Annotated in this window: 21 protein-coding genes; 11 read left to right on the top strand and 10 right to left on the bottom strand. The window is 46.8% G+C overall.

Annotated elements, in window-relative coordinates; genetic code table 11:
- Window positions 1-28: 28 nt before the first annotated feature.
- From ACIGBN_RS10770 to lpxM, 4 genes are all read right to left on the bottom strand, one after another.
- Window positions 29-1,192, bottom strand: coding sequence for a GNAT family N-acetyltransferase (locus ACIGBN_RS10770; protein WP_396665354.1), 1,164 nt, complete (start codon window positions 1,190-1,192; stop codon window positions 29-31).
- A 2-nt stretch (window positions 1,193-1,194) separates the two neighbouring features.
- Window positions 1,195-2,001, bottom strand: coding sequence for a shikimate dehydrogenase (aroE, locus tag ACIGBN_RS10765; RefSeq protein WP_396665352.1), 807 nt, complete (start codon window positions 1,999-2,001; stop codon window positions 1,195-1,197).
- 68 nt (window positions 2,002-2,069) lie between these two features.
- Window positions 2,070-3,011 (bottom strand): oxygen-dependent coproporphyrinogen oxidase, encoded by a 942-nt coding sequence (hemF, locus tag ACIGBN_RS10760; RefSeq protein WP_396665350.1) that lies wholly within the window; start codon window positions 3,009-3,011, stop codon window positions 2,070-2,072.
- A gap of 178 nt (window positions 3,012-3,189) precedes the next feature.
- Window positions 3,190-4,128, bottom strand: a complete 939-nt coding sequence (gene lpxM, locus ACIGBN_RS10755) for a lauroyl-Kdo(2)-lipid IV(A) myristoyltransferase (protein ID WP_133002290.1) — start codon at window positions 4,126-4,128, stop codon at window positions 3,190-3,192.
- Window positions 4,129-4,530: 402 nt separating this feature from the next.
- Here lpxM and ACIGBN_RS10750 point away from each other — a divergent pair, with 402 nt between their 5' ends.
- The gene (locus ACIGBN_RS10750; protein ID WP_396665348.1) at window positions 4,531-5,940 is read left to right on the top strand and encodes a diguanylate cyclase; all 1,410 of its coding nucleotides are present in this window, start codon (window positions 4,531-4,533) and stop codon (window positions 5,938-5,940) included.
- A 45-nt stretch (window positions 5,941-5,985) separates the two neighbouring features.
- Here ACIGBN_RS10750 and ACIGBN_RS10745 read toward each other — a convergent pair whose 3' ends face one another.
- On the bottom strand, window positions 5,986-6,339 hold the full coding sequence (locus ACIGBN_RS10745; protein WP_243711941.1) for a hypothetical protein: 354 nt from the start codon (window positions 6,337-6,339) through the stop codon (window positions 5,986-5,988).
- A 160-nt stretch (window positions 6,340-6,499) separates the two neighbouring features.
- Here ACIGBN_RS10745 and ACIGBN_RS10740 point away from each other — a divergent pair, with 160 nt between their 5' ends.
- From ACIGBN_RS10740 to ACIGBN_RS10725, 4 genes are read left to right on the top strand one after another with little or no spacing between them, the layout of a single operon-like run.
- Entirely contained in the window at window positions 6,500-7,459 is a 960-nt protein-coding gene (locus ACIGBN_RS10740; protein ID WP_396665345.1) for a dihydrodipicolinate synthase family protein, read from the top strand.
- Complete coding sequence (locus ACIGBN_RS10735) at window positions 7,450-8,403, top strand: proline racemase family protein (protein WP_396665343.1); 954 nt, start codon at window positions 7,450-7,452, stop codon at window positions 8,401-8,403. The genes ACIGBN_RS10740 and ACIGBN_RS10735 overlap by 10 nt, the downstream gene beginning before the upstream one ends.
- Before the next feature lie 23 nt (window positions 8,404-8,426).
- Entirely contained in the window at window positions 8,427-9,689 is a 1,263-nt protein-coding gene (locus tag ACIGBN_RS10730; protein ID WP_396665341.1) for an NAD(P)/FAD-dependent oxidoreductase, read from the top strand.
- A gap of 52 nt (window positions 9,690-9,741) precedes the next feature.
- Window positions 9,742-10,758, top strand: coding sequence for an Ldh family oxidoreductase (locus tag ACIGBN_RS10725; protein WP_396665339.1), 1,017 nt, complete (start codon window positions 9,742-9,744; stop codon window positions 10,756-10,758).
- 19 nt (window positions 10,759-10,777) lie between these two features.
- Here the strand turns inward: ACIGBN_RS10725 and ACIGBN_RS10720 are convergent, their stop codons facing one another.
- Window positions 10,778-11,446, bottom strand: a complete 669-nt coding sequence (locus tag ACIGBN_RS10720) for a GntR family transcriptional regulator (protein ID WP_396665337.1) — start codon at window positions 11,444-11,446, stop codon at window positions 10,778-10,780.
- A 371-nt stretch (window positions 11,447-11,817) separates the two neighbouring features.
- Here ACIGBN_RS10720 and ACIGBN_RS10715 point away from each other — a divergent pair, with 371 nt between their 5' ends.
- The 3 genes from ACIGBN_RS10715 (at window position 11,818) to ACIGBN_RS10705 (ending at window position 16,814) form a co-directional block, all read left to right on the top strand.
- Window positions 11,818-13,281: an NAD-dependent succinate-semialdehyde dehydrogenase gene (locus ACIGBN_RS10715; RefSeq protein ID WP_396665335.1), complete on the top strand. Its 1,464-nt coding sequence runs from the start codon at window positions 11,818-11,820 to the stop codon at window positions 13,279-13,281.
- 103 nt (window positions 13,282-13,384) lie between these two features.
- Window positions 13,385-14,668: a 4-aminobutyrate--2-oxoglutarate transaminase gene (gene gabT / locus ACIGBN_RS10710; protein WP_396665333.1), complete on the top strand. Its 1,284-nt coding sequence runs from the start codon at window positions 13,385-13,387 to the stop codon at window positions 14,666-14,668.
- A gap of 292 nt (window positions 14,669-14,960) precedes the next feature.
- Window positions 14,961-16,814 (top strand): DUF3413 domain-containing protein, encoded by a 1,854-nt coding sequence (locus tag ACIGBN_RS10705; RefSeq protein ID WP_396665331.1) that lies wholly within the window; start codon window positions 14,961-14,963, stop codon window positions 16,812-16,814.
- A 34-nt stretch (window positions 16,815-16,848) separates the two neighbouring features.
- Here the strand turns inward: ACIGBN_RS10705 and ACIGBN_RS10700 are convergent, their stop codons facing one another.
- Both ACIGBN_RS10700 and fabF read right to left on the bottom strand, forming a co-directional pair.
- The gene (locus ACIGBN_RS10700) at window positions 16,849-17,787 is read right to left on the bottom strand and encodes a LysR family transcriptional regulator (RefSeq protein ID WP_133002280.1); all 939 of its coding nucleotides are present in this window, start codon (window positions 17,785-17,787) and stop codon (window positions 16,849-16,851) included.
- Window positions 17,788-17,987: 200 nt separating this feature from the next.
- Window positions 17,988-19,262: a beta-ketoacyl-ACP synthase II gene (gene fabF, locus ACIGBN_RS10695; protein ID WP_133002277.1), complete on the bottom strand. Its 1,275-nt coding sequence runs from the start codon at window positions 19,260-19,262 to the stop codon at window positions 17,988-17,990.
- Between the two features lie 89 nt (window positions 19,263-19,351).
- On the opposite strand from fabF, the gene ACIGBN_RS10690 reads away from it, so the two are divergent.
- Window positions 19,352-19,963 carry a TetR/AcrR family transcriptional regulator gene (locus tag ACIGBN_RS10690; RefSeq protein ID WP_133002276.1) on the top strand — a complete coding sequence of 204 codons (612 nt, stop codon included), beginning with the start codon at window positions 19,352-19,354 and terminating at the stop codon, window positions 19,961-19,963.
- A gap of 22 nt (window positions 19,964-19,985) precedes the next feature.
- Here the strand turns inward: ACIGBN_RS10690 and cysQ are convergent, their stop codons facing one another.
- Window positions 19,986-20,837 carry a 3'(2'),5'-bisphosphate nucleotidase CysQ gene (gene cysQ, locus ACIGBN_RS10685; RefSeq protein WP_133002275.1) on the bottom strand — a complete coding sequence of 284 codons (852 nt, stop codon included), beginning with the start codon at window positions 20,835-20,837 and terminating at the stop codon, window positions 19,986-19,988.
- 48 nt (window positions 20,838-20,885) lie between these two features.
- Here cysQ and ACIGBN_RS10680 point away from each other — a divergent pair, with 48 nt between their 5' ends.
- Window positions 20,886-21,305, top strand: a complete 420-nt coding sequence (locus tag ACIGBN_RS10680) for an RNA-binding S4 domain-containing protein (RefSeq protein WP_133002274.1) — start codon at window positions 20,886-20,888, stop codon at window positions 21,303-21,305.
- A gap of 7 nt (window positions 21,306-21,312) precedes the next feature.
- On the opposite strand, the gene dprA is transcribed toward ACIGBN_RS10680, so the two are convergent.
- Entirely contained in the window at window positions 21,313-22,680 is a 1,368-nt protein-coding gene (gene dprA / locus ACIGBN_RS10675) for a DNA-processing protein DprA (RefSeq protein WP_396665327.1), read from the bottom strand.
- Window positions 22,681-22,943: 263 nt separating this feature from the next.
- Here dprA and def point away from each other — a divergent pair, with 263 nt between their 5' ends.
- Window positions 22,944-23,450: a peptide deformylase gene (gene def, locus ACIGBN_RS10670; protein WP_133002272.1), complete on the top strand. Its 507-nt coding sequence runs from the start codon at window positions 22,944-22,946 to the stop codon at window positions 23,448-23,450.
- Window positions 23,451-23,512 lie beyond the last annotated feature (62 nt).

The raw sequence follows: 23,512 nt of genomic DNA, 5'->3' as shown, positions 1-23,512 counted from the left end.
CCTGAGCCGAGCAATGGCTATTTAGCCATTAGCGAGGTGCTTGTTTGAAAGGCAATAATGCGTGGGTATCTTGATGATACTCACGTACCGCTTGCGCTTCTTCCTCACAGAAATTGCCAATCGCGTCACGAAATCCTTGGTGGGCAATGTAATGCACACTATGGCTAAAAACAGGTTCAAAGCCACGAGCAATCTTGTGTTCCCCTTGTGTACCAGGATCGAAATGCTGTAACCCTTTTTCCAAGCAGAACTCGATACCTTGGTAGTAACAGGCTTCAAAGTGCAGGCAATCCACTTCTTCCATGCAGCCCCAATAGCGCCCATATAAAGAATGGTCGTCAAAGAAACACCAAGAAGCGGCAATTGCTTCGCCTTCTCTGTAGGCCTGCACCAATAGGATTTGATCGCCCATGGTGTCCGCGAGCAAGCCAAAGAATTCTCGCGTCAGATAACCTTGCTGACCGCGCTTTGCATAGGTCGATTGGTAGCACAGGTAAAAGAAATCGATCTCAGCGGATGTCAGTTCATTGCCCAGTGTTCGCGTCAAGGTCACACCTTGTTGAACAACCTTATTACGCTCTTTGCGCGCCGCTTTACGTTTACGACTCGAGAAGTGTGAGAAATAGTCATCCATGTCGCGATAATCACGATTAAACCAATGAAACTGACAGGAAATACGCTGTAATAGCGTTTTATCGTGACGAAATAAGTCAGCGTGTTCAGGCTTAGTAAAGAGTAAATGCCAGCTTGAAAAATGACGCTCTTGATTGGCGTCCGTCATCAGTTTTGCCAATGCAGGATACATATTGGCAAAGTCGGCATTGTCACCATTTGGATCCAAATGGGAAAACAAACGAATGCCCGTGACAGGAGAAAAGGGAACCGCCCAAACGCGCTTAGGGTAATATTCCATGCCATAGCGCTGGTATGCATCGGCCCAAGCCCAGTCAAACACAAACTCACCTTGAGAATGGGTTTTCAGGTAGGTGGGCGCGATTGCCAAAGGCTGGTCATCGTCGTCTGACACCAGTAAGTATTCTGGATACCAACCAGTGTCATCACCAATGCTATTACTTTGCTCTAATGCCTGATGGAACGCATACTGCGCAAAGGGGTAACGGGTCTCACCAATAGCAGCTTGCCAATTGGCTTCACCGATCTGATCAACGCGATTAAACCACTGCGCTTTCATCCTTAAGCTTCCATCTCCTGACGCATTTTGGTGACCAAAGAGCTGGTTTCAGGGCGAACTTGGCGCCATAAATAAAACGATTCTGCCGCTTGGCAAACCAACATTCCTAAACCATCGACGCCTTGTGCGCCATGCTGCTCAGCCCACGTCAGAAACAATGTGCGCTCTTTACTGTAAGCCATGTCGTAACACCAGGTGTTGGCGTCGATAATGCTGTCTTTTAATGGCGGTAAGCGGCCTGAAATACTGCTGGCTGAGCCATTGATAATCACATCAAACGTCCCCTCTAATGCCTCAAAGGAAGAAGCCAGACAGCCGTATTGTTCAGCCAGCGCTTCGGCTTTAGAAACGGTTCGATTCACTATGGTAACAGAGGCGGGTTTTTCGGCCAAAACAGGTTCGAGTACACCACGTACTGCACCGCCCGCTCCAATCACCAACACGCGTTTACCCTGTAAGGTTTGCCCATGGTTTTTGGTGATATCGTTGACCATGCCAACACCGTCTGTGGTATCACCAAAGATGTCGCCATTTCTTCCCATCATTAGGGTATTAACCGCACCGGCTAGCTTGGCTCGTTTACTCAGCACATCACACATATCATAAGCACGACCTTTAAAAGGCATGGTGACATTTAACCCTTTGCCACCATTTTTAAAGAATTCTGTTACTTGCTCTTCAAAGCGCTCTTCGTCGCCTAACAGCGTCGAATAGTGTAAATCTTGCTGAGTGTTCTGCGCAAAATAGGTATGAATACTCGGCGATTTGCTGTGTGCTATAGGGTTACCAACAACTGCGTATAAATCCACGATCTAGCCTCTTTGTCTCAATATTGTTAGTCACTAGAAGATCATCTAGTAACGCTACTTTTTCGCGCTTAACCGTTGAGCCAATCTTTGGAGGTCAAATAGTAATCGGTCAATTTGGCTTCTTCGCTGCCGTGTTCAACTTGATAGTCATAGGTCCAACGAACTTCTGGCGGCAAAGACATTAAAATAGATTCTGTGCGTCCAGCGCCGCTTTGCAAACCAAAATGCGTACCTCGGTCAAACACCAAATTAAATTCCACGTAACGACCACGACGATGCAGCTGAAAATCGCGTTGCTGCTCCGTAAAAGGAAGCTCCTTACGACGCTCTAAAATTGGCATATAGGCCTTGCTATAAGCGTCACCCACTGCGCGCATCATACCAAAACCGTGCTCGAAGCTGCCTTCATTGAAGTCGTCATAAAACAGCCCACCTATGCCGCGCGGCTCGCCTCGGTGTTTAAGATAAAAGTACTCATCACACCACAGTTTGAAGCGTTGGTAATAGCCTTCGCCAAATGGCTCTACCGCGTCAAAAGCCGCTTGGTGCCAAGCAACACAATCTTCATCAAAACCATAATAAGGCGTCAGATCAAAGCCACCGCCAAACCACCAAACTGGCTCCATGCCTTCTTTATGCACGATAAATAAACGCACATTAGCATGGGATGTTGGCGCCATTGGGTTTTTCGGATGAATCACCAAGGACACTCCCATGGCTTCAAAACTGCCACCGGCTAATTCCGGACGGTCTGCCGTAGCAGAAGGAGGGAGGTTATCCCCCATTACATGGGAAAAATTGACTCCGCCTTTTTCAATCACTTTTCCATCTGCAATCACGCGGGTTCGACCACCGCCGCCATTTGGACGATCCCAAGCATCTTCCGTAAAACGACGCTCTGGCTCAACGCCTTCTAAGGCATGACAAATCTGGTCTTGTAAAGAAAGCAGGTAGGTTTTAACCGCGTCTATATCAAGACGGGTTAGAGAAGTTTGTTTACTGTCTGACATGAGGAACTCCATCACGTTTGGTTCGGCCTACTACGCAATAACAGGCAATCGATGAGCCGCAGTTCATCATTGAAAGTGAAAGCATATGAAGCGGAGAAGCGGCGTTTCAACAAAGAAAAACCGCTTCTACAACAACATCATATTTTACGTTTCGTTGTTGAGTGTCGTCTCTTTGACGTTAATAAAGCTTGCTGCCGTCTGGGCGACTGCGCAGCAAATTTAAAATCCACATGTATTGTTCAGGGTGCTCTGCAATCAGCGTTTCCATGGCTTGGTTCATGGCAATGGCGTCTTGCTCTTCATCCCCTGTCGGGAAGTTTTCTAACGCCGGTAAAATAAACAACTCATACTTACCGTTTTTAGCGTTATAGGTCGGCAACATAGGCACCACAACCCCCTTTGTCAGCTTGGCAAATTTGCCTAAACCTTTCATGGTGGCTTTGGTTTCACCGAAAAAGGGAACAAAGACAGAATGCTGCGGACCTAGATCTTCATCCGGCAAATAATAGCCTAGATAACCCTCTTTGACGGATTTTAGAAAAGGCTTAATACCGGCTGATCGTGGGTAAATTTTGCCACCAAATTGCATGCGCTGTTTGTGAATCAACCAATCGACAATTTCTTTTTTCTGCGGCTTCATCATGGTTGAGACTTGATAGCCCTTAGCCGCAATCATCACAGCGGCGTAATCAATCGCCCAACAGTGAGGAACCAAGGCAATGATCTTTTCGCCACGGTCTAATAATGGCAACAAATTCTCTGCGCCTATCATGACGCCTTTGGCTTGGTTGTGCTTTTTGCTGCGTACTAGCAAACCAGCATAGCCAAGAAAAAACTGCACGGCGGTTTCAAAGCAACGTGTCAAAATGTCTTCACGCTCTTCTAGTGACTTTTCTGGAAAGCAGTGTTGTAGGTTTAGGCGCGCGCGCTTTAACGCGCTGTTGTTCCGCTTCACCAAGAGGTGCGCGATCTTCGCGCCAACCTTATCTCGTATCCGAAAGGGAACAAACGCAATCAAGGCTGCAAAAAAAAGACCGAGCCAAGTCAACCAGTGTTGAGGAAGAAGAAAGCGCCACTTGAACGTAGGATTATGTAAATGTTTGTCTGTTGTGCTCATCTTGACCAATATCTTGCCTGAATGAAATAAGCCCACATAGTACATCAAGGCGAATTAGCCTCAAAATAACCACACGATTTAAATCAGAAAATAACCCGTGAAAACAAACTATTTACCCTTTTTCACTCTCTTATTTCGCACGACTAACATCCATCATGGTGTTATAACCTATGCTCAAAAGGCTGCGTTCTCACAGCTTCGCTCTGTTTTTACTTCCAAATCCTCACACCCACTTACAAATTTATGACAATTAAATACCGGAAAAAGCGCCATACTGCATTCTTTCGCTAATCGTTTACTGTATATTTACTAAGCGATTTGTTGTTCCAATTCCCCCCTCCGTCCAATGAACAAGCGGCGAGATACAGCAATTGGAAAGGTTTTACGAGCGAGCATGACATAATGACATTAGCAGAGAAGAATCAAGTAGCGCAGCTAGAAAACTTGCTGAAGTTTGCGCCTATGGCGGTCGCTGTATTCGACACCGCATCAACGCAAACCCTATTGCTTAATAACACCTTCCAAACGTTATTTGGTTACACTCTAACGGACATTCCTGACCTCGCTACCTGGTACGATAAATCCTTACCGCTTTCTGAAGCCAATGAACAAAGCGTGGAGCCGTGGTTAACACGGATCGAAGAGGGCGCATCACCAAATCTGCCGCCTTCCAGCATAGAAACAAGTCTAGGAAGCAAAGACGGCAGCGTTCGACAAGTTTGTATATCTTTGACCCTATTTGAAGGGAAAAAGTTTTTTTACGTGAACGACATAACCGATCAATTGATCATTGAGCAACGCCTGCAAGTACGCAGTGATATGCTGGAAATGGTCGCCAAAAGCTCCTCTCTGAAAGACGTACTGACGGTTATTGTTCAGCAAGTACAACGAGAAAGCCCCCCATCGCTGTGCAGCGTTTTATTGTTCGACAAACAAGAACAGCGCTTATTACTGGGAGCTGCACCAAACCTTCCAGGTTTTTACAATCAAGCAATACACGGCATCCATGTGGGACCTAACATCGGCTCTTGTGGGGCTGCGGCCTACCATAACCAACGCGTCATAGTAGAAGACATAGACACTCACACTAACTGGCAAGCGTTTACTGAATTAACACAAAAAGCAGGGCTCACCTCTTGCTGGTCAGACCCCATCAGAGACGCTGACGGCACGCTGCTCGGCACCTTCGCCATTTACAACAGCCCGTCGCCCACACCAACACAAAAAGACATTGAGCAAATTCAATTCGCCAGTAACCTTGCCAGCATTGCCATTGAAAACCACAACGCTCATCAAGAACTGGAACGCCGAGCTTATTTTGATTATCTAACGGGGCTCGCCAACCGCCGCTCCTTTTTTGAACTCAGTAGTAACCTGCTCAAACAAGCTAGCGCCTTAAAGGAAAATTGCGCGCTGCTCATGATGGACGTCGACCATTTCAAAAAAATTAACGATATTCATGGTCACGATCTCGGCGACCTAGTATTAAAACATCTGGCTAAAAACAGCCTCGCTAACCTGCCTGAAGGCGCCATTATGGGCCGTATCGGCGGTGAAGAGTTCGCTATTTTACTGCCCGACACAGACCGAGTTTCCACCTTAGAAGTGGCAGAATCCCTGCGTGAATCCCTGTCTGCAGAAGGCCTAACAAGCCACGATAAACAAACGATTTACTATACCGTTTCGCTCGGAATTACCTTCAGCTTTGGGCTGCATTGCTACACAGATGAATTACTGCGAGAAGCGGACACTGCGCTTTATAAAGCGAAACAGACAGGGCGAAATCGCGTCTGCATGTTCAACGGCTGTTAGGGGCTTCTTCTCGCCTTATCGCCAGCCTCAACTCTGATTCAGCCACTAGCTCACATAAACAATATGTTGCTCGTTATCGTAGCTAAAATTGAGCGTTATCTGGATTTGAGTTTCTTCAATATGCAGCTTAGCAACGAGATTAGAAGTGCCTATTTCGGCTTTATTCGCCAGCGCTGATAACTGCTTTACTAACATGGCCCAGGCCAACTCATCCCTTGAATCATCCATGCCAACGATGGATGTAGAGGCCGTCCGCAAGCTGCGAAAATAGGCCAACGAATTCGCTTTAATATCAAATTTATCGCCACTACCTGTTTCTACATAGCTCAGCCCACAGTGGGAAAGATGTTGTTTTAAATACATTTTCCACTGCTGCATAAACTGCTCTAAATAAGACAATACCTTCTCTCCTAATTCAATCTGTCTCTATTCGGCTATAAAACTTTTCATTCATTATAACTTTATAGCGTTGACTGTTTTTTACTCAAAATATATTTTGTATCCAATATCCAATTGTGAGATAACAAGAAACACAAACCAACAACAAGAGGCGTGGACAATGAACAAATCTGTTTTTAACGGCGTAATGCCTGCACTCATGACACCATGTAAAGCCGATCGCACACCAGACTTCGACAACTTGGTGAAGAAGGGCAAAGAGATGATCGCGGCAGGGATGTCTGCCGTGGTGTATTGCGGCTCTATGGGTGATTGGCCCTTGCTAACAGACGCTGAGCGCATGGAAGGCGTTGAACGCTTGGTGAATGCAGGTATTCCGGTTGTTGTTGGGACGGGGGCCATTAATACAAAATCTGCTGTGGCGCTGGCCACTCATGCCGAAAAAGTAGGCGCCGCCGGGTTAATGGTCATTCCTCGTGTGCTGTCTCGCGGTTCCGTCATCAGCGCACAAAAACATCATTTTAAAGCCATTCTGAGCGCCGCACCTTCTATTCCGGCGATCATTTACAACAGCCCTGTGTATGGCTTTGAAACTCGCGCTGACCTATTTTTTGAGCTGCGCTCTGAACACACGAATCTGATCGGCTTTAAAGAGTTTGGCAGCAAAGAAGCCATGCGTTATGCAGCCGAAAATATCACCTCTAAAGACGATGACGTTTTATTAATGGTGGGAGTCGATACCGCTGTTTATCATGGTTTTGTGAAATGCGGTGCGGTTGGTGCCATTACCGGAATAGGAACCGCTTTGCCCAAAGAAGTGCTGTTGCTGGCTGAGTTGTCCAAACGCGCCGCTGCTGGCAACGCAGAAGCTCGAATACGCGCTCAAGAATTAGAAGAAGGCATGTCTGTATTAGCCAGTTTTGATGAAGGCCCTGAATTGGTGTTGTTCTTCAAATACCTCTTGGTATTAAATGGAGAACAAGAGTATCACTTACATTTTAACGAAACAGATGAACTAAACGCCGCCCAACGGACTTATTGTGAACAGCAGTATGCTTTGTTTAAAGCCTGGTTTGCGGATTGGTTTAAACAAGGTGGAGTCATTACAGAATGTTGGTAATCGATAGTCATACAGAAGGTGAACCTACCCGAGTCATTTTAGAAGGCGGCCCAGACCTTGGTTCTGGCCCCTTGTCTGAACGTGCTGCACGACTGGCAAACGACTTCACCGACTTCTACCGCTCCGTGGTCACCGAGCCTTATGGTCAAGAGGCGATGGTCGGTGCTCTGTTAGTTGAACCGACTGACCCAGATTGCGTAGCGGGCGTCATTTTCTTTGATGCTGCTGCGGTCATTGGCATGTGTGGACACGGCACCATTGGCGTAGCCGCGACCCTAGCGCACATGGGTAAAATCGGTATCGGCTCCCACAAAATTGAAACCCCCGTTGGTATTGTTAACGTGACGTTAAGTGATAAAAACACCGTCACGGTAAAGAATATCGACAGCTATCGTGCCCAGAAAGCAGTAACAGTTGATGTAACTAACCTTGGAAAGGTAACAGGTGATATTGCCTACGGTGGCAACTGGTTTTTTATCATCAATGACAGCCCAATCCCTGTTATTCCCAGTAATATCAGGGAGTTAACAGAAGCAGGCATTCGTGTCCGAGACGCCATTTATGGGGCTGGAATAGAAGGTGCGCATGCTGGAGTGATCGATCACATTATTTTCTACGGTCCGGCGCAAACAGCGACACACCACTCTCGCAATTTCGTCCTATGCCCCGACAATGCCTACGACCGCTCACCTTGCGGTACTGGCAGTTCGGCGCGTTTGGCCTGTTTGGCGGCGGATGGTTTGCTGCAAGCGGGTGAGGAGATTTATCAGGAGAGCATTATCGGCAGTGGTTACACCTTAAGCTATCAACACTCTCATGGTCCCAATGCGCCTGCGGGAGCCGTGATTCCTTCTATTACGGGACAGGCGTTTATCACTCGCGAAGCGACCCTCGTCAGCAACCCTAATGACCCATTGCGTCATGGGGTGAGATTCGCTGAGTAGCTCATCATTATTAAGGAGTGCTCTTGAGCCATTCACATGTTCAAGATGTTATCGTGATCGGTGCCGGTATTATCGGCATCAGTATTGCGTTAAAACTGCAATCAGAAGGTCGGCAAGTGCTGGTACTTGATCGTAGCGGCGTGGCAGCGGAAACCTCCGCAGGAAATGCTGGCGCCTTTGCCTTTGCTGATGTCATTCCTTTGGCAACGCCTGGTATTATGCGCAAGGCACCAAAATGGCTACTGGACCCATTGGGGCCTCTGTCTCTGCGTCCTGCTTATGCACTGAAAATCCTACCATGGATGTGGCGTTTTTGGCGCGCCAGTTCCGCAACGAAATACCACTCAGCATTGACCGCTCAAGCCAGCTTAATGACATTGTCAAAAGCCGCTCTTGAGCGTCAGATACAAGCGACTCATGGCAACGCGCTGATTCGCCATGAAGGCCAACTGCAACTGTATGAAGGTGAAGCCGAGTTCAACGCCAGTCTTGCAAGCTGGCAAACCCGCAAAGAACATGGGGTCGCCTTCGAGCTTTTAGACAGCCCTGAAGCCATCGCAAAAATCCAACCCGGCATTCACCCTAGATTTACTCACGCAGGCTTCACGCCTGAATGGAAGAATGTGGTGGACCCAGCCTTATGGACTCAACACCTTGCGACAGCGTTCAATAAAAAGGGCGGTAAAATAGCCGTTTCCACAGTGCGCGCTATAGAGATCAAAGAGGATCATGTGCTGCTAAAGGGCGACACGGCCGACTATCAATGTCATCAGCTTGTGGTCGCAACCGGTGCTTGGTCAAAAACATTAGCGCAATCAATAGGGGACAATTTACCGCTTGATACAGAACGAGGGTACAACACAACCTTTTCAAGCAGTGAATTTGACCTAAAAACCCATCTTACCTTTAGTAATCATGGCTTTGTGGTCACAAGAATAGGCAAGGGAATTCGCGTTGGAGGTGCTGTAGAACTCGCGGGGCTACAGTTAAAACCGAACTTTCAGCGCGCCGATGTACTACTCAAGAAAGCCGCGGCGTTCCTGCCCACATTAGACATTAGCGCAGGTAAGCAATGGATGGGGTTTCGTCCCTCGATGCCTGACAGCTTGCCAGTCATCGATTATTCAAGTAATTCTAAGCGCGTTGTGTATGCGTTTGGACACGGTCATTTAGGGCTAACTCAATCCGCAGGCACCGCCGAACTGGTGGCGACATTACTCTCAGGGGAGGCACCCAGTATTGCCATGGCGCCCTATTCAGTAGAACGCTTTAAAACATGGTTTTAAGCTTCTCTATAATGTCGATTCAACGGGACAATCCACAATAGAAGGAAAAAACATGAGTGACAATATCATCCTGAGTTTGGCGCAAGCGCGCGAGCTCAGCGAAAGTATTCTAATGGACAACGGATTCAGCGAAGATCACGCCAAGTCCATCACGGATGTGATTCTGGCCTGTCAGCAAGACGACTGCCATTCTCATGGTTTGTTCCGCCTTCTCATGTGCACGCAAAGTATGAAATTTGGTCGTATTAACGGCTCAGCCAAGCCCACTATTGTGGATGCGGCGCCTTCTGTTGTGAAAGCCGACGCCAACGGAGGCATCTCATTATTGGCAATGGATGCCGCCTTACCTTTATTAATTGAGAAGACCAAAAAGAATGGCATTGCCGCGTTGGCCATTAACCGCTGTTTCCATTTTTCTGCGTTGTGGCCAGAGGTTGAGAAGCTCTCTGCCGCGGGTTTGGCAGGCTTAGCCATGGTGCCGAGCCACGCTTGGGTTGCGCCAGCGGGCGGTTCACGAGGCACGCTTGGTACCAACCCTTTGGCCTTTAGCTGGCCACGCCAAGGGCAACATCCGTTCACGTTTGACTTTGCCACTAGCCAATTCGCTCGGGGTGAAATAGAGCTTTATCGCCGCGCCGGCAAACCACTCCCAGAGGGCGTAGCCATTGATAAAGAAGGTCAGCCAACGACCGATGCCGAAGCCGCTATGGGGGGCGCTATGCTGACATTTGGAGATTATAAAGGCTCTGCACTGTCGATTATGATCGAGTTGCTCGCCGGCCCTTTAATTGATGATTTAACCAGTAAAGAGAGTATGGAAGCCGCCAACGGACAGCCTGAAGCGCCTTACCATGGGGAAATTATTATTGCCTTTGATCCTAACCTATTGAGCGGTGGCAAGGCGGCCGCTAACAACGATAGAGCAGAGCGCTTATTTGCGGATATTATTGATCAAGGTGCTCGCTTGCCTTCCCAGCGTCGTTATCAAGCTCGTGAGCGTAACCTTGCTCGTGACGCCGTAGAAATCCCTCAAACTCTGTACAACGACCTATTGGCGTTACGTAAATAATCTCTTATAAAACAGAAGACTAAGCGCGGGTTTCGGCGATTAACTCCAATACCTGGCGCTTAGTATCTTCTATATGAGAACGCAGTTTTTCCGCAGCAGAGTCGATGTCTCTCTGGCGCGCAAACGTCAATAACGCTCGGTGATCTTGTTGGGCACTGTCTGATTTTTTCAACTGATCGATGTGCATACTGACGTAGCGATTCGCCTGCAAGCTCACCCGTGCTAATAAATTGGTGGTTAATTCTCGGCCTGCCGCTTCATACAATGCTGCGTGGTATCGAGCATTGAGCGGGCCCCAGTCTGCCACATGACAGTCTCGATACGAGGTTTCCATTTCTTCTAGGATGGCTTCGCATTCGGCAAAATGTACGTCTTGCATTAGCGGGATAGCGCGCTTAAAAAGGTCCACTTCGAGTAGCGTTCGAACATCAAAGATCTCACGAATTTCATCCAATGTATGTGTCGTTACTGTGGCGCCACGGTTGTTAATAAACACCACTAGACCTTCTGCGTCCAAGCGGCGCAGCGCCTCACGAACAGGCATTCGCGATACATCGTATTCTTCAGCAAGCACTTCTTGGCGAATCAGTTCTCCCTCAGCAAGGTCACCTGATAAAATACGCTGTCGAAGATCTGCAACAATAACATCCGGTAAGCTTTGACGGACAACCGCTCGATTCTGAGCCAATATTCTTTCCTCTTTAAAATCTCTGTGCAGCACGTTAAACACACACAATCGCCTCTATTATACGCAAAAGTTCGTGCAAAGAAGGGCTAAAGTTTTTCTGGCCTTAGCGTATTCTTCACCTTTTACGTGCCTTTATCTCATTCAGGGATAGACTGAAAGAAAAGGGCTACCTTTTAGTAAAAAGCCATCAAGAACAAAGAAGATGGCAGCAGCAAATTGTGCTTTCGCGCGAATGTTTGAGAAACTTCAAACATTGCATTGATAGCTTTTCATTTTTCTATCCCAATGCTTTATCTACTATCGAAGAACGCGGTTATTTCTACCTTAACGGCACTTTACAACGATTCTCCCAAGTGAGTTTGGAGTTATTTATGTCAGTACAGTTAACACAGCCAGCCCTCCTTAAAAGCCACTCTTATATTGGTGGTGAATGGGTATCTTCCGCATCAGGAAAAACCTTTGCGATTATCAACCCATCGAATGGCGAACACCTAATCGATGTGCAAGATTTAGGTGCGCAAGAGACAACGCAAGCGGTTGAAGCCGCTGCCATTGCTCAAAAAGAGTGGCAATCTCGTACTGCTAAAGAGCGAGCGACATTAATGCGTCGCTGGAATCAGCTGATCTTAGAAAACCAAGATGACCTTGCGGCTCTCATGACTTTAGAACAAGGTAAACCGCTTGCAGAAGCGAAAGGCGAAGTACTTTACGGTGCGTCTTTTATTGACTGGTTCGCAGACGAAGCTCGCCGTCTAAATGGCGACACCATACCAACCTTTGCAAAAGACAAACGCGTGTTAACCATCAAACAGCCAATTGGTGTTGTTGCGGCTATCACGCCTTGGAACTTTCCCATTGCCATGATCACTCGTAAAGCAGGGCCTGCGTTGGCGGCCGGTTGTGCGATTGTGATCAAACCGTCTGATGAAACGCCATTGTGCGCTCTTGCACTCGCTGAATTAGCGCATCAGGCAGGCATTCCTGCTGGCGTATTAAACGTCGTTGTTGGGCGTGATGCTAAAGCCATTGGCGGTGTGTTAACAGGCCATCCTACGGTTCGTAAATTGTCTTTCACGGGTTCCACACCTGTGGGCAAGCTATTGCTTTCTCAATGTGCGCAAACCGTAAAACGTACCTCGATGGAGTTAGGCGGCAACGCACCTTTCATCGTCTTTGATGATGCTGATCTAGACGCGGCAGTGGAAGGCGCTATTGCCTCTAAATATCGCAATGCAGGACAGACCTGTGTTTGTGCGAACCGTTTGTTGATTCAAGAAGGTGTGTACGATGCCTTTGCGGAAAAACTTGCAAAACGTGTGGCCGAATTTAGTACCGGTGATGGCTTCTTAGACGGCGTGACCATTGGCCCACTGATTAATAATGCCGCGGTAGACAAAGTTGAGCAACTAGTGAGCGGCGCGATCAAACAAGGCGCTAAAGCCATCATTGGCGGCAAAAAATCACACGCTGGCGAGCGTTTCTTTGAACCGACTATTTTGACAGGCGTCACCGACGACATGGAGATTTTCTCCAATGAAATCTTCGGTCCAGTCGCGCCCTTGTTCAAATTTAAAACGGAAGAAGAAGCGGTTGCTATGGCTAACAATACCCCATTTGGTTTGGCATCTTATTTCTATTCCCAAAATATTGCTCGTATTTGGCGTGTTTCTGAAGCCTTAGAGTACGGCATGGTAGGCATCAACGAAGGCATTATTTCTAGCGAAGTCGCCCCTTTCGGTGGTGTAAAAGAGTCAGGAAGTGGCCGTGAAGGTTCTTCGTATGGCATCGATGAATACGTAGAAATCAAATACATGTGTATGGGCGGTTTAAGCTAAGTCATTCACTTAGTAAGACTGTTTTACCCTATTTAATAAGTAACCGCGGCGTGTGACGCGCCGCGTTCCAACATTGAGCATGCTCTAAAAGGTGAAAAACAAAATGAACAACGCTGACCTACAAAAACGTAAAGAAAGTGCGATCGCTCGTGGCCAAGGCAACATGGCTCCTGTTTATGTTGACCGCGCTCTAAACTCAGAAATCTGGGATGTTGAAGGCAAACGCCACATTGATTTCGGCGCCGGTATTGCTGTCGTCAACACAGGCCATAACCACCCAAAAGTCAAAGCGGCCGTACAGGCTCAGCTTGAGCGCTTCACTCACACTTGCGTGATGGTCAGCCCATATGAATCTGCTGTCGCTTTGGCGGAAAAGCTAAATGCGGCGGCACCAGGTAATACTCCGAAAAAGTCCATCTTTGTCACTACCGGTGCTGAAGCGGTTGAAAACTGTGTGAAAATCGCCCGCGCTTACACGGGTCGCCCAGGTGTTATTGCCTTTAACGGTGGTTTCCACGGACGTACTAATATGACCATGGGGCTAACGGGCAAAGTCAATCCATACAAAATTGGCTTTGGTCCTTTCCCAAGTGATATTTACCATATTCCTTATCCAAACGATTACCTTGGCATTACTGAAGAGCAAGCACTTGCTGACCTCCAAATGCGCTTCACTTGTGACATTGAGCCGTCTCGCGTTGCGGCTATCATCATTGAGCCAGTACAAGGCGAGGGTGGTTTCTACCAAGCGTCGGCCAACTTCTTGCAAACGCTTCGTAAACTGTGTGACGAGCATGGCATTCTATTGATTATGGATGAAATTCAATCAGGTTTTGCCCGTACTGGCACCATGTTCTGCCACGAACAAGCTGGCATTGAAGCGGATCTGATGACCGCAGCCAAAGGCATCGCCGGCGGTTTCCCTATTGCTGCTGTAGTCGGTAAAGCAGACATAATGGATGCGCCAATTCCAGGAGGTTTAGGCGGAACATACGGCGGTTCTCCTGTCGGTTGTGCTGCAGGTCTTGCGGTGTTTGATGTGATCGAAGAAGAACAGTTGTGTGCCCGTGCAACACAAGTCGGTGCCCACTTTGTCGAGCACCTAAAAGGCCTTCAAGCTGAATACCCACACATTATTGGCGAAGTCCGTAATGCTGGTGCCATGATCGCGGTCGAGTTCGTACACGAGGGTGACGTCAACAAACCTTACCCAGAGCTGGCTAAGAAATTGTCTGCAAAAGCCGCTGAAAATGGCTTAGTACTTTTGTCTTGTGGTATTCGCGGCAACGTTATCCGCTTTTTACCAGCATTGACCATTGAAACTGACATTATCGATGAAGGCATGGCCATCTTTAAACGTTGTTTCACAGAGCTTACTCAAGCCTAATCACGGGTACCTTAACAACCTGTATTTCAAGCAATATGATTACCTCCCTTTCACCGCAGTGCCCCATAGCACTGCGGTTTTTTTTAGCTTAAAAGACCAATCACACACAAACACATCCTGCGGCTAAATGTTGTCAACGTCTTCTATAAAACGCTTAATCTGAGCCTAAATCCCTTTTCTTCTTCACATAAAAACCGCGGCGACAGCCTTTCTAGATGCACACTTATTCAGAAGTTTAAGTCTTTTATCTATGTTATGATTTTGCGAAAATTTACCTAAGAATGATCTTTATATGACAGTTATCAATTACCAACCTAAAAAGACATTACGCTGGAGTCTAAAAATGAGCAGCGTGGTGCTGCTGATTATTTATGCTATTGGAACGCGTTATTACACCAATGTCCCCTTACCAAGTGACTTCTTAGGATACAGTTATTTTATTTCTGCTTATCTTGGGCATTTCGGCTTTCTTGCCATTCTCGCTTGGTTATTCATCGCACTGCCCATTAGCTTAATCATTCCCAATCAATGGCTTGCGCGAGCCTTAATTACACTGGCTGCCATTTCCATTGTGGTTTTAGTCTTGCTCGATACCTTTGTTTTCCAGCAATATCATTACCATTTGAATTCATTCGTTTGGGCACTGGTTGTCAATAACGGCAAAAACGATATTTTTACCTTCTCCGTGATGATGCAAAGTATTGCGGTGGCCGCCATTGCGATTATTTTAATTGTGATGTTTTGGATCAATCGCACCCTGTGGCGCTATAACAGCAAGCCTGTGCCAGCCAAAAGAACCATGGCGGGCATTATCTTTATGTATTTGATCGCTAACTTTATTCATATTTGGGCCGCCGCTCAAAACCAACAAGGTGTCACTCGATACGACGCTGGGCTGCCTATTTTTTACCCTGCCACAGCCAATGGCTTTATGAGCCAACACGGCTGGATTGACCGCGAAGCTCAAAAAGCCAATGCGGCTATTAAGATAAAAAGCAATCAATCTACGATTAACTACCCGCTAAAGCCCTTAACCATTATTCCGCCGACACAGCCGATGAACATTCTTATCGTCGCTTTAGATTGTTGGCGCAGTGATGACATGAATGCGCGCAACACCCCAAATATGTGGGCAATGGCGCAACAATCTACCGTGTACGAACATCATTTCAGTGGTGGGAATGCGACTCAGACTGGGATTTTCTCGCTTTTCTATGGACTACCAGGCAAGTATTGGAATGCCATGTTAGGCAACAAAAAAGCACCAGCTCTTATGGAAGTCATGAAACAGCAAGGTTATGAATTTGGTATTTTTGGCAGTGCAGGCTTAACCAGCCCGGCTTTCAACGAGACGGTGTTTCGTAACGTAGATAACTTGCGATTGTATTCAGAAGGGAATTCGCCAATTTCTCGAGACACGAAAACAACCCAAGATTACCTAGCGTGGATGCAGCAGCATCAAACGAATAAACCCAACACGCCATTCTTCAGCTTTATCTTCTACGATGCGCCTCATGGCTATTCAGTCGATAAAAGTCAGCCGATGCCTTTCCAACCAGACGAAGACATGGACTACCTGACACTCACCAATAACACCGATCCTACGCCGTACCACAACCGCTACCGTAACGCCGTTTACCAGGATGATATGTTAGTTGGCAAGGTGATGGACGACCTTAAAAAGCGCGGTCTATTAGACAATACCATTGTGGTTTTCACTGGCGATCATGGCCAAGAATTTAACGACAATAAACACAATTTCTGGGGGCATTCTAGTAACTTTACGGCGGCACAAACCCATGTTCCTTTCATTATGTATTGGCCAAACAAACCAGCCAAAACCGTCGAAAAAACAACGACGCATTTTGAATTAGCGCCCACACTCCTTAAACACGCTCTGGGAGTAACCAATGACGAGAAAGATTATTCAATGGGCAATGACTTAATCGACGTGCAGCCCAAGCCGTGGCGCTTAGTCAGCAGTTATCATAATTTCGCCATCATAGATAACGAGCAAATTATTCTGTCGGACTACAACAGTAAGCTGCAAGTGTACGACATGCATATGAATAAAATTGAAAAGCCCACGTTGAACTATGAACATATGGCAGAAGCAATGGACGAGCTAAGCCGCTTCTACAAATAGCAGCGGCTTAATAAGAAACCGTGTTGCGTCTTAGCTAATAAGGCGCAGCGCTCAGCTCTTGAAAGGTTTGTGTGAGAAGGTTAAGAAACAGTTCTTGCGGCTTATTAGGTTGAGAAGACTTCTTACAAATCACCGCCACTCCTAAGGTATAAGAGCGATGCTTTTCTGCCACTTTCACTATTTTGCCTTGCTCAACATAAGGTTGGCCGTACAACTCAGGCAAAAATCCAATGTATTTACCAGATAAGATCAGCGCCAAACGACTGTCGTAAAAATAAGACACCGCGGTCATGTTCATTCTTGCGATTTGATTGCTGATCGCTTCATGGGGTTTCAAACCAGCATGAGTCGCTGGATAGAGGTCAGCGGTGCTGTCTTGCTCTTGTTCCGACATGCCTGCCAACAGGTGCTCGCTGCCACAATACAAATAACACACATCGCTATAGAGGTGGATATACTCCAAACCTTCTAGTTTACGGTGGTAAGGTATAAAACCTATGTCCGCCTCATCGTTCAATATCATACGCTCAATATTCGACATAGACGCGACATTCGTGGTGATAGAAACTTCTGGAGCCTCGTTAGAAAAACGTTGAATCAGCTCAGGAAAATGACTGCGTGGGTCTAAGCTCACCTTATCAGACAAGGCGATTCTTAACTTACCAGTAAGGCTGGCATTTAGATTGTTTACCGTGGTTCGAAAGGCGTCCAAAGAATCCAGTAGATTTTCTGTCATTTGATAAATGACAACGCCTTCTTCGGTAAGAGAAAAGCCACCACGACCACGCTTACAAAGCACCAAGTTTAAGCGAGATTCTAAGTTTGAAATATGCAAACTGATGGTTGAACGCCCGATGTTTAACGCCGTTTCTGCCGCCGAAAAACCACCGCAATCCACCACGCTTTTAAACACTTTTAATTGCTTAATCTCATAATCACCAACTTGACCCAGTGAGTAATTTTTTGCGCTCATGGCAACTCATTCCTCTACTCTATATTCGTTTGTGCTAAGTATTCTCTTATACCGCTTAAGAGAAGGCGAGCGTTATCCTTCTTTAGTTTGTAGTGATTACTTAGAAATACTCAAAACAGAAGCATAAAAAAGGCGACTCACTGAGTCGCCTTAGATTAACTATTTAAACAAAATAAGTGAGTACACACTTACTTATTTATTCATGCAGTATAACGCTTTAAGATCAAGGCCGCGTTGACACCACCAAAACCAAAACCGTTTGAAAGCACATATTCCACGTCTTTCTTACGCGCGACTAATGGCACAAGATCTAAATCTTCCATGCCTTCATCTGGTTCATGTAAGTTCAAGGTTGGCGGTAGCGTTGAGGTTAGAATCGCTTGTGCGCTAAAGATACTTTCAATACCGCCAGCCGCGCCTAACAAATGGCCTGTTGCCGATTTAGTCGATGAAATGGCCACGTCTTTAACCCCTTCGCCAAAAATACTGCGTAGCGCATTAATTTCACCACGATCACCCACAGGGGTTGAAGTCGCGTGTGCATTAACATAACCAATTTTACTAGGGTCAAGGTCTGCCATTTTCAGTGCTTGTTTCACCGCACGAGCTGCGCCTTCACCGCTTTCTGGACCAGATGTTAGATGATAAGCATCGCCGCTGGTGCCGTAACCGACAATCTCAACAAGTGGCGTAGCGCCACGTTCTAAGGCGTGCTCTAACGTTTCAATAACCAATAGACCAGAACCTTCACCGATAACAAAGCCGTCACGGTCCTTACTAAACGGGCGAGAGGCATGCTCTGGCGCTTCATTCAAAGTTGACAAGGCTTTCAAAGCACCAAAACCTGCGAGAGACAATGGATCGATACAAGCTTCGGTACCGCCTGCTAGCGCAACTTTTGCCTCACCCGTGAGCAACATACGAACCGCATCGCCAATCGCTTGCACACCGGCTGCACAAGCAGTCACTGGCGTACCAAGTGGGCCTTTAAAACCGTATTTGATTGAGACATTCCCAGCCGCCAAGTTGGCTAGGAAAGAGGGCACTGTGAATGGCGACAAGCGTCTTGGGCCTTGTGCGTCTAATATTTTTTGGGCATTCGTTAACGCCGGCAAGCCACCGATTCCGGTGCCGATAATAGTCGCAGTTGCTTCTTTATCTTCATCCGACGTTGGGAACCAGTTTGCTTGGGTCAGCGCTTCATCGGCGGCAGCCAAAGCAAACAAGGTAAATAAATCAATGCGCTTACGCTCTTTTGGCGTCATATAGTCTGCTTCATTCAGACCATTTTCTTGTTCTGTGTGACTAGGTACTTGACCTGCTATTTGGGTTGCTAATGGTTCAGAGCCTTCCAAAGCCAAACGGCGAATGCCGGATTCGCCTTTGGTAATACGGTCCCAAACAGCATTCACTCCCAAGCCTAAAGGAGATACCAAGCCCATGCCCGTGATAACAATTCTTTGCTTGATTGACATAAGAAAACCTCTTTTACTTTCGACTCAAGGAAACATGACATGGTAAAGTAGATCTATATATGATCAAGATAATATTTAGGAGACTAAATATGCCTTACACGCCACAGCATAAAGAACAAACCCGTCAGCGGATTCTGCAGACGGCCGCTAAACTATTTTGCACCTATGGGTTTGATAGCGTCACATTGGATCAAATCATGAAAAAAGCCAACATGACCCGTGGTGCTTTTTATGGTCATTTCTCAGGCAAAAGCAGCCTCTATGAAGCGGCGTTGCAATTTGCTGCCTCAAATTCCTTTTGGGCACGCAGAGAAAAGCAATCAGAAGACAAAGAAACCCATATAAAAGCCTTGGTCACACGCTACCTTAGCTGGACTCATAACGATGATGAAGCGCCTTCACCATTAGAGTTCCTAGTCACAGACGCGGCGCATAAAGAAGAGAAAGTCCGTAAAGCCTACCAAGCTTGTCTGGACAGTTTGATCGAGCGTTTGACGGTCATTCTGCAAAAACAAGGCACGACTGGGGATGTCAAAGACCTAGCGGAAGAAACCGTTGTGTCGCTTGTTGGTACCGTCGCCATTGCACGTTCTATTACGCACCCACTCCAAGCAGACTTTTTGAAGCGAGCACAAACGCGTATTTTTAACCGCATCCATGCCGCGATCAAAAACCCACAAACAGTGTCCAATAACCAATAAGAACAAGAAGAGTAGCGAAAACCTACTCTTCTTCGTCTGCCTTCTGCTGATACCAAGCCATCACGTTAGGCGCGATTTCTGGACCAGACACAAAGAAATGCCCATTCAATAATGTTTCTCTTTGGTTATAACGGAAAGGGTCGCCTGTCGGAGAGACCAACATACCGCCAGCGGCTTCAATAATGGCTTGCTGTGCCGCCGTATCCCATTCGCTGGTTGGACCGCGACGTAGATGTAAATCTGCCACGCCTTCGGCAATACGACACGCTTTGATAGAGCTGCCTTTTGGAATTTCTCGTACCGATTCATAACTGTCTTTCAGATCGGCTTTTAGCTCGGCAGGAAGAGAAGGGCCGTGACTGCGACTGGTCATGGCAATCAGTGGTGTATTGGGTTTGCGTACGGTAATGGTTTCCACTTCTTGACCTTGCCATTTCACAGCACCAAGTGGCAATCCGCGCCAGCTTTTTGTAACCCCAAAATACCCTTCAGACGTCGTCGGTAAATACACCATTCCAACGATAGGCACGCCATTCTCTACCAACGCAATGTTGATACTGAACTCTCCATTGCGCTTAATAAATTCTTTGGTGCCATCTAATGGATCGACAATCCATAATAAAGGCCACTGAGATCGCTCTTCAAAAGGCACCACGCCTTCTTCTGATAACACAGGCACATCCGGTGCCATGGCGTTCAAGCCCGCCAAGATCGTTCTGTGGGCTGCAATGTCCGCTGCCGTCACGGGACTATGGTCTGACTTTTGTTCAATACCCAAATCGGCACGCTGATAAATTTCCATGATCACATCGGCGGCATCGTGTATTATTTTTTGTAACGCTTGGAAAATAGGGTGATGACTTACATCCCGCATAACAGCCTCGAACATGATAATAAACAAAATTGGATCAATACGTAACTTATGAGTAAAGCAGAAAAACAACCAGCACCACAAGCAGTACGTTTGGATAAATGGCTTTGGGCCGCACGATTTTTTAAAACGCGCTCTCTTTGTAAGGACGCAATTGATGGCGGTAAGGTCACTTACAATGGCAGCAAAGGCAAAGCCAGCCGCAATGTCGAAGTTGGAGCACTGATTGGTTTACGCCTTGGTTGGGATGAAAAGGTCGTCGAAATCAAAGCCATTAGTGGGCAACGCCGTGGCGCACCAGAAGCGCAATTGCTCTACGAGGAAACACCAGAATCCGTAGAGAAACGAGAAAAAAGAGCACTGGAACACAAGTCGTTTGGTGGCCGCATCATGTCAGACCACAAACCCAATAAAAAAGAACGTCGCGATATTAAGCAGCTTAAAAAAGACATTTTTAGCGGCACCGAATAAAAGCGCCTCAACAACGCACATACACACCGTGGCGGTTCTCGATGCACTGACAAAGCTCCAGCTCCATCAAAACCTGCATCATGCTGGGAGCCGCTAACTGCGTATGCCGCACTAGAGCATCAAAATCCATCGCTTGAGACTCTGTCTCTAATAGCGCGGCCACAGTTCGAGCATTGTCCGACAAATGCGCGGGTAACGCCTTTTTAGGATTTATTTCAATCAAAGAAAACGCCGTGTCTTTTGTGTTGGCCGCATCTTCTGTTAACTGTCTTTTGGTCTGTCCAGCTGCTTGTTTTAACAATGTTTCCCGTGAAACAATGCGCCTGTTATTACCTCCCTTGATGGATTTTTTCTCTGTGGATTTCATTACTTTCGTGCCGGTCGTTTCTCCATTTTGGAGGCGGCTAGCGGGTAGAATCTCATCTAAAATATCCTCAGCATGACGAACCAATATGGCACCTTGACGTATCAATTGATGACACCCTTCTGCCTGAGCGTCTTTCACTCGCCCAGGCAATGCAAAGACCTCGCGATTCTGTTGCACCGCATAATTAGCACTGATAAGAGAGCCACTTTTTGGCGAGGCTTCTGTGACTAACACGCCCATACTCAAACCACTGATGATTCGATTTCGAGGCGGAAATAGGTGAGGACGAACTTCGGTCATCAATGGGTACTCGCTGACTAAGCAACCACCCTGGGCTAAAATTTCTTGAAACAAGCCTTTGTTTTGTTTCGGATAATGCATAAACAATCCGGTTCCCATTACTGCGATGGTCGGAGTAATGGCCGCTTCTAGAGCACCTTGGTGGGCGGCGGTATCAATGCCTCTGGCACCACCACTGACCACCGAAATGCCTTGGCGTGCTAATTGGCTCGCAAGTTGTCGGGTAATTTCACGACCGTATCCCGTGCAATGACGCGCTCCGACTATGCCCAATTTAGGCAATGCGAAGCTGGCTAACGCGCCATCCACATAAAGAAAAGCGGGCGCTACACTGATCTCTTTTAATTCATTAGGGTACAGAGGATCGCTTTGTAGCAACAAATGATGATAATCGTCTGCCAACCAATCTAATGACAGTCGCTTCTTTTCAGCTTGCTCTGACGATAAGGTCTGATGATCAAGGTACGTCATCGCTTCGCGAGCTGTCACGTCCGGCCATTTAAGATGGCGAAGCAGTTCGTAGTTAACCTGATCCGGAAATGGTTGAGCATCCGTCTCAGACAATAAATCGGTCTCTTGCATACGATCGAGTTGATCAAAATAGGTGAACAGGCGAGATAAACGAGCCGGCCCAATGCCAGACAAAAAGCTCAGGCTGAGCCAATCTTCGTGATTCAACCCTCCAAGTAAACGAGAAGAAGTGGTCATATTGCTGTGCATCCTTGCGACAGTGAAACAAATAGCGGCCGATATTTTTACAATGCCCCTATCTTGGTCTAGATTGAAAATTGCTTTTTTGCCATTAAAAACGATGAAATAGACAGATTCTATTAAGTCGATTGTATCGAATTGCTTAAAAAACTGGCATCACAGCAATGCCCATCTCAGTGACTTGCGGTACAATATAGGAAAGCAAAGAGTCGAACCAAAAATGGCGAGACCGACGAATATAAGACATATTGGAAAAGATCATGGCAGTTTTACCCGTACTTGAATACCCGGATCCGCGTCTTCGTAAAGTCGCAGAACCCATTACAGACTTCACACCTGAATTACAAACCCAAATCGATGACATGCTAGATACCATGTACGATGAGAATGGTTTGGGACTGGCAGCGACACAAGTGGATTACCATTACCGTCTTGTTGTCATGGATTTCTCAGAAGAGCGTAATGAGCCGCTTGTGTTCATTAACCCTGAGTTTGAAATCATCAATGACGAGCCTAATGAATTCCAAGAAGGCTGCTTATCTGTGCCTGGTTTTTATGAACATATTTACCGTGCCGCAGAAGTCATTGTGAAAGCGCTTGATCGTAACGGCAAACCGTTCGAAATGAAGGTTGATGAGCTAATGGCGGTTTGTGTACAGCATGAAGTTGACCATCTAGATGGCAAATTAATGGTTGATTACCTGTCACCATTAAAGCGCAATCGAATCAAAACCAAACTGGTTAAAGCTCAGAAAAAACGCGATTAAACTTTGATTTACATAGCGCTCGCTTCAACGGCGACAGTCAGTCGTACTAGAGCGCTATCAAA

Source organism: Marinomonas sp. NPDC078689 (assembly GCF_044542435.1).
In the GTDB taxonomy this organism is placed as follows: domain Bacteria; phylum Pseudomonadota; class Gammaproteobacteria; order Pseudomonadales; family Marinomonadaceae; genus Marinomonas; species Marinomonas arenicola.
Note: the sequence above shows the minus strand (reverse complement) of the source record. Positions and strands in the feature narration are given on the sequence as shown.

Coding starts and splice junctions, on each gene's coding strand:
- ACIGBN_RS10715 (WP_396665335.1), top strand. CDS start 11,818: ATGTCAGTACAGTTAACACAGCCAGCCCTCCTTAAAAGCCACTCTTAT.
- def (WP_133002272.1), top strand. CDS start 22,944: ATGGCAGTTTTACCCGTACTTGAATACCCGGATCCGCGTCTTCGTAAA.
- gabT (WP_396665333.1), top strand. CDS start 13,385: ATGAACAACGCTGACCTACAAAAACGTAAAGAAAGTGCGATCGCTCGT.
- hemF (WP_396665350.1), bottom strand. CDS start 3,011: ATGTCAGACAGTAAACAAACTTCTCTAACCCGTCTTGATATAGACGCG.
- ACIGBN_RS10690 (WP_133002276.1), top strand. CDS start 19,352: ATGCCTTACACGCCACAGCATAAAGAACAAACCCGTCAGCGGATTCTG.
- cysQ (WP_133002275.1), bottom strand. CDS start 20,837: ATGCGGGATGTAAGTCATCACCCTATTTTCCAAGCGTTACAAAAAATA.
- lpxM (WP_133002290.1), bottom strand. CDS start 4,128: ATGAGCACAACAGACAAACATTTACATAATCCTACGTTCAAGTGGCGC.
- ACIGBN_RS10750 (WP_396665348.1), top strand. CDS start 4,531: ATGACATTAGCAGAGAAGAATCAAGTAGCGCAGCTAGAAAACTTGCTG.
- ACIGBN_RS10725 (WP_396665339.1), top strand. CDS start 9,742: ATGAGTGACAATATCATCCTGAGTTTGGCGCAAGCGCGCGAGCTCAGC.
- ACIGBN_RS10740 (WP_396665345.1), top strand. CDS start 6,500: ATGAACAAATCTGTTTTTAACGGCGTAATGCCTGCACTCATGACACCA.
- fabF (WP_133002277.1), bottom strand. CDS start 19,262: ATGTCAATCAAGCAAAGAATTGTTATCACGGGCATGGGCTTGGTATCT.
- ACIGBN_RS10680 (WP_133002274.1), top strand. CDS start 20,886: ATGAGTAAAGCAGAAAAACAACCAGCACCACAAGCAGTACGTTTGGAT.
- ACIGBN_RS10735 (WP_396665343.1), top strand. CDS start 7,450: ATGTTGGTAATCGATAGTCATACAGAAGGTGAACCTACCCGAGTCATT.
- ACIGBN_RS10770 (WP_396665354.1), bottom strand. CDS start 1,192: ATGAAAGCGCAGTGGTTTAATCGCGTTGATCAGATCGGTGAAGCCAAT.
- ACIGBN_RS10705 (WP_396665331.1), top strand. CDS start 14,961: ATGACAGTTATCAATTACCAACCTAAAAAGACATTACGCTGGAGTCTA.
- ACIGBN_RS10700 (WP_133002280.1), bottom strand. CDS start 17,787: ATGAGCGCAAAAAATTACTCACTGGGTCAAGTTGGTGATTATGAGATT.
- dprA (WP_396665327.1), bottom strand. CDS start 22,680: ATGACCACTTCTTCTCGTTTACTTGGAGGGTTGAATCACGAAGATTGG.